This is a genomic window from Neorhizobium sp. SOG26 (assembly GCF_003491345.1).
In the GTDB taxonomy this organism is placed as follows: domain Bacteria; phylum Pseudomonadota; class Alphaproteobacteria; order Rhizobiales; family Rhizobiaceae; genus Neorhizobium; species Neorhizobium turbinariae.
The window spans coordinates 977,474-993,423 of sequence record NZ_CP025513.1 but is presented as its reverse complement, the minus strand read 5'-3'; the positions used below and the strand labels follow the sequence as shown (position 1 = coordinate 993,423).

Below are 15,950 nucleotides of genomic sequence, written 5' to 3'. Positions count from 1 at the left end.
TCCCTCAAACTCGGCCAAGGGCAAAACCCTTGGCGATGTAATTGCGGACAAAATAGATGACCAGGGCACCTGGGATGATGGTGAGCACACCGGCTGCGGCCAGCACGCCCCAATCCATGCCCGAGGCGGACACTGTGCGCGTCATGATAGCGGAAATGGGCTTTGCCGCCGTAGTCGTCAGCGTGCGGGCCAGCAGGAGCTCTACCCAGGAGAACATGAAGCAGAAGAAGGCGGCGACACCGATCCCCGAGGCGATCAGCGGCATGAAGATCTTGATGAAGAAGCGCGGGAACGAGTAGCCGTCGATATAGGCTGTCTCGTCGATCTCCTTCGGTACGCCCGACATGAAGCCTTCGAGGATCCAGACGGCGAGCGGCACATTGAACAGGCAGTGCGCCAAAGCGACTGCAATGTGGGTGTCGATCAGGCCAAACGCCGAATACAGCTGGAAGAAGGGCAGGGCGAAGACTGCCGGCGGCGCCATTCGGTTGGTCAACAACCAGAAGAACAGGTGCTTGTCGCCGAGGAACCGGTAGCGCGAGAAGGCGTAAGCAGCCGGAAGTGCCGCTGCCACGGAAATGATCGTGTTCAGAACGACATAAAGGATCGAGTTGATGTAACCGTTGTACCAGGACGGATCAGTGAAAATCACCGTGTAGTTCCGCAAGGTCGGGTTCTGCGGCCAGAGCGTAAATGCGCCGGTGATCTCTGAATTCTCCTTGAAGCTCATGTTGACGAGCCAGTAAATCGGCAGCAACAGGAACAAGATATAGAGGGCGGACACCACCCAGGAGTAGCTGCCCGCCGGCTTGTACTTCTTTGCCTCAGCCATGGTCGCGGCCTCCCTCTTCAGCATCGCTGCTTGTCATCACCGTGTAGAAGACCCACGAGAGCAACAGGATGATCAGGAAGTAGACGATGGACATGGCCGCCGCAGGCCCGAGGTCGAACTGGCCAACCGCCATCTTGACGAGGTCGATTGAAAGGAAGGTCGTGGAGTTGCCCGGCCCGCCGCCCGTCACAACAAAGGGTTCTGTGTAGATCATGAACGAGTCCATGAAGCGAAGCAGAACGGCGATCAGGAGCACCCGCTTCATCTTCGGAAGCTGGATGTAGCGGAAAACCGCCCAACGCGACGCACCGTCGATCTTCGCGGCCTGGTAATAGGCGTCAGGGATGGACACGAGGCCGGCGTAGCAAAGAAGCACGACAAGGCTCGTCCAATGCCAGACGTCCATGACGATGACAGTGATCCAGGCATCGAGCGGGTCGCGGACGTAGTTGTAGTCGATCCCAAGCGAAGCGAGGGTGCGTCCAAGGAGCCCGATATCGACGCGGCCAAACACCTGCCAGATAGTCCCGACGACGTTCCACGGAATGAGCAACGGCAGGGCCATCAGGACAAGGCAGACCGGCACGCCGATACCCTTTTTCGGCATGTTGAGAGCGATGAAGATCCCGAGCGGTATCTCGATCGCCAGGATGATAAAGGAGAAGAAGAGATTGCGGCCGAGCGCATCCCAGAAGCGGTCGGAATGAAGGATCTCATCGAACCAGTCCGTGCCGGCCCAGAAGAACTCGTTATTCCCGAACGTGTCCTGCACCGAATAGTTGACTACCGTCATCAGTGGGATGGCAGCGGAGAATGCCACGAGCAGAAGAACGGGCAGGACGAAGAACCAGGCCTTGTTGTTGTAGGTCTTGTTCATGCTCAGGCCCTCTCCTCGACGCGCCAGGAATTGGCGTAAAGGTTCAAGCCTGCCGGATCGAAGCTGACATGTGCGTCCGTCGGGATCTCCGTGTCTTCATTGACGACGGCGGCGATCGGCTGGCCCTGCAACTCGGCCCGAACGATTTTGCGCCGGCCGATGTCTTCCACGCGGGTGACGGTGACGGGCAGACCGCTTTGGCCGAGGCGTATGAACTCCGGGCGGATGCCGAGTTCGAGACGATCAGCCGGGTTCACGCTGGCGGCAGCGACGAGATCAAGCCTCTCTTGTCCAAGCAGCACTGCGCTACCTTCCAGCCGCACCGGCATGATGTTCATGCCGGGCGAGCCGATGAAATAACCCACGAAGGTGTGGCGCGGTTTCTCAAACAGCTCTGCCGGCGTACCGATCTGTACGATCTGGCCCTCGAACATCACGACGACCTTATCGGCGAAGGTGAGCGCCTCGGTCTGGTCGTGCGTCACATAGACCATCGTGAAGCCGAACTTCTTGTGGAGCCGTTTCAGCTGCGAGCGAAGGACCCATTTCATGTGGGGGTCGATCACCGTCAGCGGCTCATCAAAGAGAATGGCGTTGACGTCGTTGCGCACCAGGCCGCGGCCAAGCGAGATCTTCTGCTTCTGGTCGGCGGTCAGCCCGCGTGCCTTCCGCTTCGACCAGTCGGCGAGATCGATGATGTCGAGCATTTCGCGGACACGGCGGTCTACTTCGGCTTCAGGAACCTTCCGGTTGCGCAGCGGGAAGGCGAGATTGTCGTAAACCGTCATCGTGTCGTAGATGACCGGGAACTGGAACACCTGCGCAATGTTGCGGGCTTGTGTCGAAAGCCCCGTCACATCCTTGCCGTCGAAGAGGATGCGGCCGTGCGAGGGGTGCAACAGGCCCGAAATGATGTTGAGCAAGGTTGTCTTGCCGCAGCCGGAGGGCCCGAGCAGGGCATAGGCACCGCCATCGACCCATTCATGATCGACCTCGCGCAGCGCATAGTCGGCATCCGAGACTGGGTTGGGGTTGTAGGCGTGGCGGATCTGGTCGAGGGTGATACTGGCCATGGTCCTACCTCACGCTGCCGCGGCAATGGCGCGGCCATCACGCCCAAAGGCCATCAGGTGCCTCGTGTCGAGAAACACATCGACGCTGCTGTCGGGCTCAAGATCGTGGATACCTGGCGCGAGCATCACCCATTTCAGGCCACCAAAGTCCAAGTGAACGAAGCTTTCGGACCCGGTGATCTCGGAGATCTGCGTGCGGGCCTGCAACCGCGCCGCCGCCGTGGTCTGTTCGGCAAGCCCCAGATGATGCGGATGGAAGGCAATGGTGATAGGGCCGTCATCGACATTCAGAAGATGCGCTGGAACGGGCAGTACATGGCCGTGATGCTGGAACGACGCCCCGGCTTTCTCAACCTCCATGAAGTTGAGGGGAGGATCGGCGAAGGTCTTGGCAGTCGTCAGGTCGGATGGCTGGCGGTAGACCTGCGTCGTTGGCCCGAACTGCGTGACCCTGCCTTCGCTCAAGGTCGCGGTGTTTCCACCCAGAAGCAGGGCTTCCGATGGTTCCGTGGTCGCATAAACGAAGATGGCACCGGATTGCGCAAAGATCTTCGGCAGTTCCTCCCGCAGTTCCTCGCGCAGCTTGTAATCGAGGTTGGCGAGCGGCTCGTCCATCAGCACCAGACTGGCATTCTTGACCAAAGCACGCGCAAGCGCGGTGCGCTGCTGCTGGCCGCCGGAAAGATGCAGAGGGGTGCGATCAAGATAAGGCGTCAGGCGCAGCAGTTCGGCGGCCTTGCGGACCTCGCGGTCTATGACCGATTTTTCCTGGCCGGCGATGCGCATGGGCGACGCGATGTTTTCATAGACGGTCAGCAGCGGGTAGTTGATGAACTGCTGGTAGACCATCGCGACATTGCGCTTCTGGACCGGCACGCCAGTGACATCCGAACCATCGAAATGCACGGAGCCTGCGGTCGGCTGGTCAAGACCCGCCATCAGCCGCATCAACGACGTCTTGCCCGAAAGGGTCGGGCCAAGCAGGACGTTCAGTGAGCCTCGTTCGAACGCAAGGTTGGTCGGATGAATGTGATATTCACCGGCAACCATCTTCGCGACATTGCGCAGTTCCAGCATGCCTGTTCCCCCGCCTCCTCACAGCGGGAACACACGCCGTCAACCAGCCATTCGTCCGGCTGGTAATGCGGCCATGTACTCCTCCAACAGCCTCTTACCATTCTCATCCACGCGCAAGCCGTCCTTCGTCCTCCTCCAAAGGACGTCCTCGGCGCTCATCGCCCATTCGTTTTCGATCAGGTAGCGAACCTCCGCCTCATAGAGATCACCACCGAAATGCTGCCCGAGATCTGCAATACTGGCAGCATTGCCCAACAGAACAGCGGATCGGGTGCCATAACGGCGAACCAGCCGACGGGCATGCCCGTCCGAAAGGAAGCCGTAGTTTGACTTCAATTTCGCAACTTCGGTTTCGTAGCCTTTCGTCGCGAAATCGCCGCCCGGAAGATGGCTTTGCGCTGTCCACGGCTTGCCCTTAGGACCGATCGCCTCGCCGATCTTCTCCAATGCATGCTCGGCCAGGCGCCGGTAGGTGGTGAGCTTACCGCCGAAAACATTGAGAAGCGGTGCGGCCTCTTCGGTCTCGAGCTTGAGCACGTAGTCGCGTGTCGCTTCCTGCGCCTTGGAGGCACCGTCATCGAAGAGGGGGCGTACGGCAGAATAGGTCCAGACGATGTCCTCGCGCCGCACCGGCTCGCGGAAGTACTCGCTGGCCGCCTTGCAGAGATAATCCGTCTCTTCGTCGGTAATCTGGATGCTCTTCGGATCCTCGTTGAAATCGCGGTCGGTCGTGCCGATCAACGTGAAATCACGCTCATAAGGGATCGCGAAGATGATCCGGTTGTCCGGGTTCTGGAAGAAGTAGGCGCGCTCGCCCTCGAACTTCTTGCGGATGACGATGTGGCTGCCCTGCACGAGCCGAACATGCTTGGCATCGTTCTTGCCAAACGCGGTGCGGATGACCTGGTCCACCCAAGGGCCAGCGGCATTGACCAGCATCCGAGAAGTATAGGTGCCCGTTTCACCAGTCAGCGTGTTACGGGTCTCGATGATCCAGACGCCACCTTCACGACGGGCTGAAATGACCTTGGTCCGCGGCAGGATCGTCGCACCTTTGTCTGCGGCGTCACGCGCATTGAGCACCACCATGCGCGCGTCATCCACCCAGCCGTCGGAATATTCAAACGCCTTGGTGAAGAGCGGCTTCAACGGTTTGCCCGCAGGGTCGCTGCGCATGTCGAGCGTCGCTGTCGGGGGAAGCAGTTTGCGGCCACCGAGATGGTCGTAGAGAAACAGGCCCAGCCTGATCAGCCAGGCGGGCCGGATGCCGCCCTTGTGGTAGGGCAGGACAAAGCGCATCGGCCAGATGATATGCGGCGCCATGGCCCACAGCACTTCGCGCTCCATCAGCGATTCGCGAACCAGCCGGAACTCGTAATGTTCGAGGTAGCGAAGGCCGCCGTGGATAAGCTTGGTCGCGCCGGACGAGGTGCCCGATGCAAAGTCGTTCATTTCCGCCAGGGCCACCTTGTAGCCACGGCCGACGGCGTCGCGTGCGATACCGCACCCGTTGATACCGCCTCCAATGACAAAGATGTCCAGCACGTCTTGGTTCATGTACCTGTCGGCTGCCGGAGAGGCAGCGCCCGCTGCTCAAATCGAAACTTCAGGAGATTAGAACCGAAATTTTTCGAATGTCAAACGAAAGCTACTGGGGGTACGGTCAGGACGCCAACTCAGAGGTCTCGATCAACCTCACGCCGCTCTGCTCGCACATCCCGCGGAACTCCGCCCACTCGCATCTATCTGTAATGAAGGTGTGGATCTGGCTGATCTGGCCGATGCGCACCGGCGCCGTGCGCTCGAACTTGCTCGAGTCAGCAACAAGGATCACGTGGCGTGCATTGGCGATGATCGCCTGCGCCACCTTCACCTCACGGAAGTCATAGTCGAAGATCGATCCGTCCGGATCGATGGCGGACGCGCCAATTACGGCATAATCCACCTTGAACTGCCGGATGAAGTCGACTGCTGCTTCGCCAACGATCCCACCATCGGACTGGCGCACCACACCGCCGGCGATGACCACATCGATATCATCAACCAGCCGCAAGGTGTTGGCGACATTAATGTTATTGGTGACCACCATCAGTTCCTTGTGGTCCACGAGCGCCTCGCCAACCGCCTCCGTCGTGGTGCCGATATTGATGAACAGCGAAGTGTTGTTGGGGATCAGCTGCGCGGCGGCAGCGCCAATCGCCTGCTTTTCCGCCGCCGCCATCTGGCGCCGCGCTTCATACCGCATGTTTTCGGTGCCGCGCGGCAGCGTCGCGCCACCATGGATGCGGTTCAGCAGTTGGGCATCGCAGAGGTCGTTCAAGTCCTTGCGGATCGTCTGCGGGGTGACGGAGAAATGGACCGCCAGGTCATCCACCAGCACGCGCCCGGCGGATTTGGCCATCTCGATGATCTTCGCCTGGCGATCAGAAAGGAACATGATGCCCCCGCTATTCATTTCTGTTTCGTTTTAGCTCATATGCAGCGAAACGCAATGAAACTGAATACGGGAAGAAAAGCGCGCCGCCATCGCACCTTTGTTCGCAAGCCATAAGACAGGGCAAAAACGTCGCGGGCAGTTGCGAAAAGAATCGCCGGCGCCCATCTGTGAGCCATGCCTAAAACGAGAAAACAACGGTTTCTACGCGAGCAATATCGCCGAATGCTCACGTCCAGTCAGCATGTCCATCCTCACTGGAGGAACAGCTTCGAGACCTTCTGCGAAGACATTGATCCCTTCACGCCAAACTCGGCGGCGGGGCGCATCATCGCGACCCGAAACCCGCGGCTCGGTTTCATTCCGGGCAACGTCGAATGGCATTGGGAGAATCGCCGAAACCTGAACGCAAAAAAGGACTGACCTCCGAAGGCCAGTCCTTTTCAAATTCTCGTCAGGCAAGATCAGTTTCGGGCGACAAGTGCCTTTGAGTTTATCCAGCTGTGCCATTGCTCCACCGTTCCGTGGAAGGCATTTAGGTCGATTTTTTCGCTCACGCCATGCGATAGGCCAGATCCGGAATACTGCCAGAAGACCCACTTGCGGCCAGGGTAAACCTTCGAGGGGTGCTGCGCGACGGCGCGCAGCCAGAACGGATAATCCAGGAACTCGCCCTGCAGGTTGTCTTTGTAGAAATCGGGAGCCGTGTAGATGATCGGACGCTGGCCATAGTGGCGCTCGATCTTGTCCATGAACACCTGCATTTTTTCCAGCACGCGGGCGCGGCTGATGCGCTGCTTGCACCGCGAGTCGCCGTTCCATTCCACGTCGATGACCGGCGGCAGTGCATCCGGATCGCGCGGCACATTGCGGATGAACCAATCCGCCTGTTCGCTGGCAACACGGCACCAATAGAAGAAATGGTAGGCGCCACGCTTAAGGCCCGCTGCCTTGGCGCGGTTCCAGTTGGTCTTGAACATCGGGTCGAGATGGTCGCCGCCATCGGTTGCCTTGATGTAGGCGAAGTTCGCCCCCTGGGTCCGCAGCTTGGCCCAGTCGATCTCGCCCTGCCAACGCGACACGTCGACGCCATGTACCGGATAGTGTTTCGGCGTTACGCGCCCAAAATCGATCGGCTTGGCGTCACGGAACTGGCGGCTATAGATGCGCATCCGCTCGCCGCGCCGGGGTGCCGGATCAACTGCAGGGTTATCGGGCATCAGAATGGCCACCGGTCGACCTGTTGGTAGCGGCATGCCGACCGTCGTCTGGCTCGCGAAAGCCTGCGGCGGGCGCTCCGCATCGGCCCATGCAAGTTGTTCCAGATGCGGTTCACCGGAAGACGCGGGGGAGGCGGAGGCAAGTTGTGGAGATGCCGTTTCTGCCGAGCGGTTCGCGTCGATCCGGCCGCTCTTGCCGACGCCGACGGACGGAACCGGGGCAGCGGGACGCGCGATGGAGCCGGTTGTTTCCCGGCGCGCGACGACGTCGTCGGACCAGAAGCAACTGGACAAGCTCAGGCATGCAAGAAGGATTGCTGGTGCAGCCGATATTCGCATCTCTAACCCGTACGCAAAACAACAAGAGAGGCAGCCCACGCCGTCGCAAATCGACGAGAATTGCTAACAGAGGATTACCAGGAAATCCTGAATGCAATCTTTACACGGGGCGTATTTCGCATGCGAAATGGCTAATAAGCGAATTTTAGGGCGGGGAGGGAGCCGGAGATCGTTGGGATCGCCGGCTGAAGTCAGTTCAGAATGTGCGCGAGAGCCGCGCGTCAACGGAATGCCGGTTTCCGCCGCGGATGGCGAAGAACAGGAAGACTGCGCTCCACAGGATGGATTTTTCCGCTCCGGCCAGGCCTTCGGCGCGCACGATGCCGTGGAAATAGACGGTGACGAGGAGCACGATCATTGCCGCGAACGAAGCGGGTCGCGTGAACAGGCCGATCGCGACGAGGATGCCGCCAAAGAACTCGGTCGCGGCGAGCAGCGGCGACCAGAAGACGCCGGGGTAGAAGCCGAGGCTCTCCACCATGCCGACCGCGCCAAACGGGTTGACGATCTTCATCATGCCGTGGGTAACAAGCAGAACGCCCGCGGTGACGCGCAGGATCGTCTCGACGATCTGTTCGGTGGAGCTATAAAGCGGCGCCAGAGCTGGTACGATCAGCTTCGAGCGACCTGCGGAATCAAAAGACATGGGAGGACCTTCAGAGGATGTTGAATCAATCACGGCTTCACATCGCTTCCTCTTTTAACCCTGTCGAGCCAATGGCGATCAAAACCTTGAGCCCGGCAGGTGACATTCTCGTGAAAGAGCCCGTATTGCGACAGGAGACTTAGATGACCAAGCCGCGCGTAACGATCTTGTACTGCACCCAGTGCAACTGGCTGCTGAGAGCGGGATGGATGGCGCAGGAACTGCTGCAGACGTTCGGCGATTCGCTCGCTGAGGTGGCGCTGGTGCCCGGCACCGGCGGCAATTTCGAGATCAGGCTTGATGGCGAACTGCTATGGGAGCGGAAACGGGACGGCGGTTTCCCTGGACCCAAGGAGCTTAAGCAGCGGGTGCGGGACGTGATTGATCCGGACCGCGACCTTGGCCATCTCGATAGAACATCCGCCGCCGGGAAGGAAGGCTGATCGCCGGAGCGGCGGTCGAACTGTTCATGAAGGATGGAGCATCGGACTTGATGCCGATGCTGCCATGGTTGGCTTTCAGATGCCCGTGCCTGTTAGCGCAGGAACAGGACGAGAAGAATGACGATCGGCAGGGGGATACCAAGAAGCCAGAGAAGAATACCGCGACCCATGTTGTGTCTCCTGTTGACTATGTTGAGGTCTTTGTCTTGCGGGAACTCAACGTCATCAACCGGAAGAGGTTCCTTTAGCCTTCGCAGATGCCGGGCGTAACTTTTTGTGACGGCAAGGTCGAAATGTCCGCCAGCCTGCAAAAAAGAAATGTCCGAGAAGTCGCCGCATGGGACGAGGACCAGCCCCGATCTGAGCGGCTGATCCCGGTTGCAAGATCAGATCGGGGCGGGTGAGAACCACCCCTCGGCTTTAGCTTTGAGGCTATTCGAACGAGCATTCACTCTGCGGCTTGCTGCCGCAACAGTGCCTTCTCATGTCGCGCGATGATCGCCGGATCGTTCATGTAATCTGTCCGGGGACCGGGTTTCCGGCCACGCGGTTTATAGCCAATCTTCTCGCTGTTGGTCTTTACGTCCGGCTTCGACTGCTGATCCTGGCGTTCCTTGATATAGGCCAGAACATCACCCAGTCGCTTGTTCTCCGTGATCGCCGCATGCGTCACCCGCTGGTCCTTGTCGAACACCGTGTAGGGCAGGGAATATCCTTTCCAACGCACCTCCAGGCGACCGTCCGCATAGGCATAGGTCTCGACATAGCGACCAACCAGCCCCCGCGTCACATCGGTCTCCTGCAGCATGATCCGCTTGCGCTCGAACGAAAACGCCAGCTGCGCTCCGACATAACGTTGCTCGCGCTTGCACAGGATCTCCGCCAATCGGTCCGGCCCCAGATTGATCGGCCGGTGCAAATCATCGGGCCGGGCAGGGACCACCGCAAACCGCCTGTTGTAATCCTCCATGAAGCCCGGCAAGAACGCATTGCCAGCCTCCATATCGTCGATGCCAGCCAGCCGCAGCTCCTTGACCAGCCGATCCTGCAGCGTCCGATTCATCCGCTCGACGCGGCCCTTGGCCTGGCTCGAATTCGCGCAAAGAATCTCGATGTTTAACTCGCAAAGTGCACGCCCGAACTGGGTCATGCCCTGGCCACCCCTGGCATCCTTCTTCGCCACCCGGAACACCGAATGCTTGTCCGAGTAAAAGGCGATCGGTGCGCCGTGACGCTGGAGATAGAGATCTAGCGCCTCGAAGTAGGTGAAGGCACTTTCCGAGCGCACGAAGCGCAATTGCATCAGCCTGCCAGTCGCATCATCGACAAACACCAACAGCGAGCATGGCGGTCCGCGATCCTCGAACCAGCGATGCTCCGACCCATCGATCTGCACCAGTTCGCCATAAGCTTCGCGGCGCAGACGCGGCTGATGAAACGTCCGACGCTGTTTGCGTGACAACCACAGTCCAGCCTCGGACATCCAACCGCGCACCGTCTCGCGCGACACGCGCAAACCATCGCGTTCAGCAAGCTTCTCCGTCGCCAAGGTCGGACCGAAATCCGCATAACGTTCGCGCACCAGCATCATCGCATAATCCCGAACGCCGTCGCTGATCCGGTTGTTCGATGGCCGGCCGATCGCCTTGTGCCGGATCGACGCCGCGCCGCCAGTCCGTATTCGCTCCAGAAGCCGGCGCACCTGGCGCTCGCTCAGGTCAAGCACATGCGCCGCTGACACCGTCGTCATCCGTCCGCCAGCGACCTTCGATAAAACCTCGATCCGCCGCAGATCGCGCTCGCTCATCGCTATCAATCCCATCTGCAATCTCCCAGGCATCATTCAGACCCGGGGAGTGTGACATTCCAACTTTGCAGAAACAGGACATTCCAACTTTGCGGCTACACTTTTCAATCAGATAATCGGCATTATGGAACATCCAACCGCCGCCAGGCCTGATGGTTGCATCGATCAACCTCCCGATAAGCTTGCTCATCCGGCACCGTTACAATGAGGTTGTAGAAGTCCCACGGGCCCGTCGACTGTGCGCCGGCTCAACCCGCAGAAGGTAGATCTCGTGCAGCCGCACTGTAACGCAGAAGCTGCGGGCGCTGACCGACCATTTCCGCAGGTTCCGCGACCAAGCGCCCTAGATTGGCTGCAACAGCCTTTTTTCAGCCCTCGCCCTGCCAACGCAAAAGCTGACAATAGGCGTAAACAATCCTCTTGAACTTGGGGCAATTTAAGCATTAAAACCTGACACCGCCAATCAAGATCAATTGCTGGGAAAGGTCACTCCCACGTTCGCTCCATTCCTCATCATGCTCCGCGAGGGGATCGAGGCCGCATTGATCGTCGGCATCGTCGCTGGATACCTGCGCCGCACCGGCCGCTCGGCCTGGATGCCCGCCGTCTGGATCGGCATCCTCCTGGCGGTGTCCCTGTCGCTGCTCGTCGGCGCCGCTCTGCAGTATGCCAATGCGCAGTTCCCGCAAAAACTCCAGGAAGGTTTCGAGGCGGCTGTTGGGCTGATTGCCGTTGTCGTGCTCGTGTCCATGGTCTTCTGGATGAAGAAAGCCGCGCGGTCGATCAAGAATGAGCTGCAGGACTCAGTCGAGGCCGCACTGTCGTCGGGCAGCAGCGGGACGGGGTTGATCCTCATGGTGTTCTTCGCCGTCGCCCGCGAAGGCCTGGAATCCGTATTCTTTCTGCTTGCCATCTTCCAGCAGAGCGCTGGTCCCGCGGCTCCCCTCTCCGCGCTGGCGGGATTGCTGGTCTCGATCGCGATCGGATACATCATCTATGCCTTCGGCATTCGGCTCAACCTTAAACGCTTCTTCCGCTGGACGGGCATCTTCATTCTCTTTGTTGCTGCGGGTCTGTTGTCCGCCGTTGTTCGCAGCCTGCACGAGGCGGGGCTCTGGAACATGCTGCAGGAGCGAGCCTACGACATGAGCGGCATCCTTTCGCAGCACGGGATGATCGGAACCGTGTTGTCGGGCCTCCTGAACTACCAGGAATCTCCGGCCGTCGGAGAGGTTATTGTTTATCTCGCCTTCCTGCTGATCACGCTTGCGCTGTTCCTCGCGCCGCAGAAACATGTGCCGGCTGGGGCTCGGCACGCTGAAGGAGCACGGTCATGACCCCTGCCCCCTCCTCTTCCTCCGCACCGCCACAGAAGCTGATGCGCCTTGCCCTCGGCGGCGCCGTTTTCCTCACCATCCTGAGTGGTGGGCTGTTCTACGCCGCCACCGTGCAATATGGCGCTCAACCGACTGCGGACGTCGTGAAGGTTGAGGTCGGAGACAAGACCTGCAATCCAAACCATCTGAGCGTGCCGGCCGGTCGCCAGACCTTCGAGATCTTCAACGCGTCGTCGCGCCCGATCGAATGGGAGATCCTCCAGGGCGTGATGGTGGTCGAGGAGCGTGAGAATATCGCACCTGGCTTCCGTCAGACACTGACGGCAACGCTCGCGCCGGGCGAGTACCGGATGACCTGCGGACTCCTTTCGAACCCGCCGGGCAACATGGTCGTGACGCCGACCGCGGCTTCCGATGCTTCGGGCGACGCCGTTCCGTCGCTCAAGGCATTCATCGCGCCTCTTTCGGAATACAAGGTCTATGTGACCCTGCAGGCTTCTGCCTTCGAGCGAAAAGCTGCGGCGCTTGCAGAGGCGGTCGCGTCGGGGGACCTGAACAAGGCACGCGACGCCTATCAGGCGACCCGCCTGCCCTACAAGCAGATCGAAGCGATCGGTGGCCGCTTTGCGGACCTGCAATCGCGGCTGGACGTCGCTGCACTCTACCTCGAAAAGCACGAGCAGGATCCGGCCTTCACGGGCTTCCACCGGATCGAGTACGGGCTTTATGAGCAGAACAGCCTCGACGGTCTTCAGGATGTTGCCAGGCATCTGTCAGAGGATGCCGCCGCACTGAAGCAGCGGTTGCGTGAAGCGAAGCTCTCGCCGGATTATCTGGCGAGCAGTGCTTCCCTTCTCGCCCGCCGCATTGCCGATGGGCGTGTCGATACTGGCGAAGACCTCTATGCCCATAGCGACCTCGTGGACTTTGCCGCCAACCTCGTCGGCATGCAGAAGATGGCGGCGCTTCTGGCTCCCGCCATGACAGGGGACGCGCTGCCTGCCGCCCAGCAGTTGCAGGCGCGCATCGAGGCGCTTTCAGCCTTGCTCGATAGCTTCAAGACAGGCGACGCCTATCCCGACTACACGTCGATCAAGGCTGACGAGCGAGCGAAGATCAAATCCGCGTTCAATGATCTGGCCAATGCCTTCGAGGCCGCTGGAGACGCGCTCGGGCGGGTTGCCGCATGACCAAGATGGCACGGAATAACGAGACCAGTCTCGGTCGGCGCAGGCTCATCCTGGGGCTCGGCGCGGGTTTGGGCGGAAGTGTCATCGCCAGGGTGTCGCCGGCTGCCGAAGGACAAGGTCCTGCCCATCCTCCTCACGTGGCGGATGCACCCACCGGACACGAGGCGCGCAAGGATGCCTGGCCCTTCTTTGGCATGGTTCAGCAAGGCGTCGTTACGCCGCGTCCCGCCAATGGCATGGTCGCCGCCTTCTCGGTGCTCGCGAAGACGCCGGAAGATCTTGAGGCCATGTTCCGGTTGCTGACCGAGCGTATCCTCTTCCTCACGCAGGGCGGCGCCGTGCCGGAGCTCGATCCGCGGCTGCCGCCGCCAGATTCCGGGATCCTCGGGCCCCTGATCGCGCCCGACAATCTCACGATCACCGTTTCGCTCGGCTCCTCCCTATTCGATGATCGGGAATGGCTGAAACCGCACAAACCCAGGCGCCTGCAGCGGATGACGAAGTTCCGTAACGATGCCTTGTCGGCCGACATCTGCCATGGCGACATGCTTTTGCAATTCTGCGCAAACACCCCGGACACCAACATCCATGCCTTGCGCGACATCCTGAAAACGATGTCGGCTCATCTCGTCTTGCGCTGGAAGCAGGAAGGAAATGTTCCTGTTGTCCCACCGAAACCAAACGGCAGCACCGAAAGCGCCCGCAACTTCCTGGGTTTTCGGGATGGCTCGGCAAATCCGGATTCCAACGACGCCAACCTGATGGCGGAAACGGTTTGGGTCGGCGCTGAGCGCGACGAGCCCGAATGGGCCTTTAACGGCACCTATCAGGCGGTGCGCATCATCCGCAACTTTGTGGAGCGCTGGGACCGGACGCCGCTTCGCGAACAGGAGCGGATCATTGGCCGCAACAAGGCATCCGGTGCGCCGCTCGATGGCGGAACGGAAGCTGACGTTCCGGCTTATGAGAAGGACCCCGACGGCAAAATCACGCCACTTGATGCGCATATTCGGTTGGCAAATCCCCGCACGGCAAAATCCCGCAAGAACCTCATGCTGAGGCGGCCGTTCAATTACTCCAACGGCGTGACGAAATCCGGCCAGTTGGACCAGGGCCTGCTGTTCATCAGCTTTCAGGCGGACCTTGAGGAAGGTTTCATCGCCGTACAGCGTCGGCTCGATGGAGAACCGCTCGAGGAATACCTTAAGCCCGTCGGCGGCGGCTACTTCTACGTGCTGCCTGGTGCACCGGCGCCCGAAACCTATCTCGGCGAAACCCTGGTCCGGGCCGCCTGCCGAACCACTGCCTGTCCCACCTAACATCCAAAGGATACGTCACATGACGAGGCACACTCTTTTTGCAGCAGCGTCTTTCCTTCTCATGGCCGGCAGCAGCCTTGCGGCCCCCAGCACCGTTCTGGACCTGGTCGAACCGATCGCCGACTACAAGATCTACGTATCGGAGAAGCTCGACAAGCTGGTCGAGGATACGGAAGCCTTCACTGCCGCAGTCAAGGCTGGCGACGTCGAGAAGGCGAAGTCGCTTTTCGCGCCGACCCGCCTCAGCTACGAAGCAATCGAGCCAATCGCTGAACTGTTCAGCGATCTTGATGCGTCGATCGATTCGCGCGCAGACGACTATGAAAAGCAGGAACAGGATCCGGCCTTCCCCGGCTTCCACCGCATCGAGTATGGCCTTTGGGAAAAGGGCTCTACCAAGGATCTGGATCCGGTTGCCGACCAATTGCTGGCTGACGTGAAGGCGCTGCGGGAGCGGATCACCGATCTCGCCCTGCCGCCGGAAAAGGTTGTCGGCGGCGCGGCTGTCCTCATGGAAGAAGTGGCTGCCACCAAGATCTCCGGCGAAGAAGACCGTTACAGCCACACCGACCTCTGGGACTTCAAGGGCAACTTCGATGGGGCCGACAAGATCTTCCAGCTCGTGCGCCCGTTGGTCGAGAAGCAGGACCCTGCATTCGTGCAGAAGGTCGCCGGCAACTTCGCGACCATCGAAACGACGCTGGCCAAGTACAAGGAAGGCGACGGGTACAAGTCCTACGACAAGCTGACGGACGATGACCGCAATGTCCTGTCGGCTGCGGTCAATACGCTGGCGGAAGACCTCTCCACCCTGCGTGGCAAGCTCGGTCTCGACTGAAGTCCGAAAAATAGCTGCGCGGTTCCAGTGTGGACCGCGCAGTCTCCCGCGCGGCTGGTCAGGCTGCCATTTTCTCGCAGCTCTCCGCGCACTTGCGGCAGGCATCGACGCAACTCTGCATGTCTCCCACCCGTTCGCAATCGGCAGCGCATTGCCGGCAGATCTCGGCGCATTCGCGGCAGGTGTGGCGATGGTGCTCGGAGCCAATGAGCATGAAGTGTGCTGATGTCCTGCAGATCTCGGCACAGGCCATCATCAGTTTGAAGTGTTTTGGCTCCGTGTGCTTGCCGCCCATCTCCAGGCAATGTCCCATGGCAATCGAAAGGCACTCGCTGTAGCAGGTGAGGCAGTTCTCGATGCATGTCCGCATTTCGGGTGGCAGGTGGTTCATTCTCGGCCGCTCCTGGATCTGGATTTCCTTGAGATCAAGCACGCGCTCTTGGCGCCAGCTCTCCCTCGTCAACCGGCCCAGCCATTGATTGTTCCAAGCGGAAGCTGATCATGTGTTGGAACGTCTC

General features: G+C 60.0%; 15 protein-coding genes. 5 read left to right on the top strand and 10 right to left on the bottom strand.

The window, feature by feature from the left end:
- Window positions 1–4: 4 nt before the first annotated feature.
- From CYG48_RS21360 to CYG48_RS21320, 8 genes are all read right to left on the bottom strand, one after another.
- Window positions 5–832, bottom strand: coding sequence for a carbohydrate ABC transporter permease (locus CYG48_RS21360; RefSeq protein WP_118852663.1), 828 nt, complete (start codon window positions 830–832; stop codon window positions 5–7).
- Window positions 825–1,709 (bottom strand): carbohydrate ABC transporter permease, encoded by an 885-nt coding sequence (locus CYG48_RS21355; protein ID WP_118852662.1) that lies wholly within the window; start codon window positions 1,707–1,709, stop codon window positions 825–827. Before CYG48_RS21355 ends, CYG48_RS21360 begins: the two co-directional genes overlap by 8 nt.
- A 2-nt stretch (window positions 1,710–1,711) precedes the next feature.
- Window positions 1,712–2,782: an ABC transporter ATP-binding protein gene (locus tag CYG48_RS21350; protein WP_118852661.1), complete on the bottom strand. Its 1,071-nt coding sequence runs from the start codon at window positions 2,780–2,782 to the stop codon at window positions 1,712–1,714.
- Between the two features lie 9 nt (window positions 2,783–2,791).
- Window positions 2,792–3,859, bottom strand: coding sequence for an ABC transporter ATP-binding protein (locus CYG48_RS21345; protein ID WP_118852660.1), 1,068 nt, complete (start codon window positions 3,857–3,859; stop codon window positions 2,792–2,794).
- Between the two features lie 39 nt (window positions 3,860–3,898).
- Window positions 3,899–5,416 carry a glycerol-3-phosphate dehydrogenase gene (glpD, locus tag CYG48_RS21340; RefSeq protein ID WP_118852659.1) on the bottom strand — a complete coding sequence of 506 codons (1,518 nt, stop codon included), beginning with the start codon at window positions 5,414–5,416 and terminating at the stop codon, window positions 3,899–3,901.
- 106 nt (window positions 5,417–5,522) lie between these two features.
- Entirely contained in the window at window positions 5,523–6,296 is a 774-nt protein-coding gene (locus CYG48_RS21335) for a DeoR/GlpR family DNA-binding transcription regulator (RefSeq protein ID WP_118852896.1), read from the bottom strand.
- Between the two features lie 461 nt (window positions 6,297–6,757).
- On the bottom strand, window positions 6,758–7,852 hold the full coding sequence (locus CYG48_RS21325; RefSeq protein ID WP_118852657.1) for a glycoside hydrolase family 25 protein: 1,095 nt from the start codon (window positions 7,850–7,852) through the stop codon (window positions 6,758–6,760).
- Window positions 7,853–8,048: 196 nt separating this feature from the next.
- On the bottom strand, window positions 8,049–8,498 hold the full coding sequence (locus CYG48_RS21320) for a DoxX family protein (RefSeq protein WP_118852656.1): 450 nt from the start codon (window positions 8,496–8,498) through the stop codon (window positions 8,049–8,051).
- A 143-nt stretch (window positions 8,499–8,641) separates the two neighbouring features.
- On the opposite strand from CYG48_RS21320, the gene CYG48_RS21315 reads away from it, so the two are divergent.
- Window positions 8,642–8,941, top strand: a complete 300-nt coding sequence (locus tag CYG48_RS21315) for a SelT/SelW/SelH family protein (protein WP_118852655.1) — start codon at window positions 8,642–8,644, stop codon at window positions 8,939–8,941.
- Window positions 8,942–9,389: 448 nt separating this feature from the next.
- On the opposite strand, the gene CYG48_RS21305 is transcribed toward CYG48_RS21315, so the two are convergent.
- Window positions 9,390–10,763, bottom strand: a complete 1,374-nt coding sequence (locus CYG48_RS21305; RefSeq protein WP_118849733.1) for an ISNCY family transposase — start codon at window positions 10,761–10,763, stop codon at window positions 9,390–9,392.
- Between the two features lie 461 nt (window positions 10,764–11,224).
- Here CYG48_RS21305 and efeU point away from each other — a divergent pair, with 461 nt between their 5' ends.
- From efeU to efeO (CYG48_RS21285), 4 genes are read left to right on the top strand one after another with little or no spacing between them, the layout of a single operon-like run.
- Window positions 11,225–12,085: an iron uptake transporter permease EfeU gene (gene efeU, locus CYG48_RS21300; RefSeq protein ID WP_256371658.1), complete on the top strand. Its 861-nt coding sequence runs from the start codon at window positions 11,225–11,227 to the stop codon at window positions 12,083–12,085.
- Window positions 12,082–13,275, top strand: coding sequence for an iron uptake system protein EfeO (efeO, locus tag CYG48_RS21295; protein WP_118852653.1), 1,194 nt, complete (start codon window positions 12,082–12,084; stop codon window positions 13,273–13,275). Before efeU ends, efeO (CYG48_RS21295) begins: the two co-directional genes overlap by 4 nt.
- Entirely contained in the window at window positions 13,272–14,594 is a 1,323-nt protein-coding gene (gene efeB, locus CYG48_RS21290; RefSeq protein WP_445304358.1) for an iron uptake transporter deferrochelatase/peroxidase subunit, read from the top strand. The genes efeO (CYG48_RS21295) and efeB overlap by 4 nt, the downstream gene beginning before the upstream one ends.
- Window positions 14,595–14,613: 19 nt before the next feature.
- Complete coding sequence (efeO, locus tag CYG48_RS21285) at window positions 14,614–15,432, top strand: iron uptake system protein EfeO (protein WP_118852652.1); 819 nt, start codon at window positions 14,614–14,616, stop codon at window positions 15,430–15,432.
- A gap of 58 nt (window positions 15,433–15,490) precedes the next feature.
- Here efeO (CYG48_RS21285) and CYG48_RS21280 read toward each other — a convergent pair whose 3' ends face one another.
- Window positions 15,491–15,823: a four-helix bundle copper-binding protein gene (locus tag CYG48_RS21280; protein ID WP_118852893.1), complete on the bottom strand. Its 333-nt coding sequence runs from the start codon at window positions 15,821–15,823 to the stop codon at window positions 15,491–15,493.
- Between the last annotated feature and the right edge of the window lie 127 nt (window positions 15,824–15,950).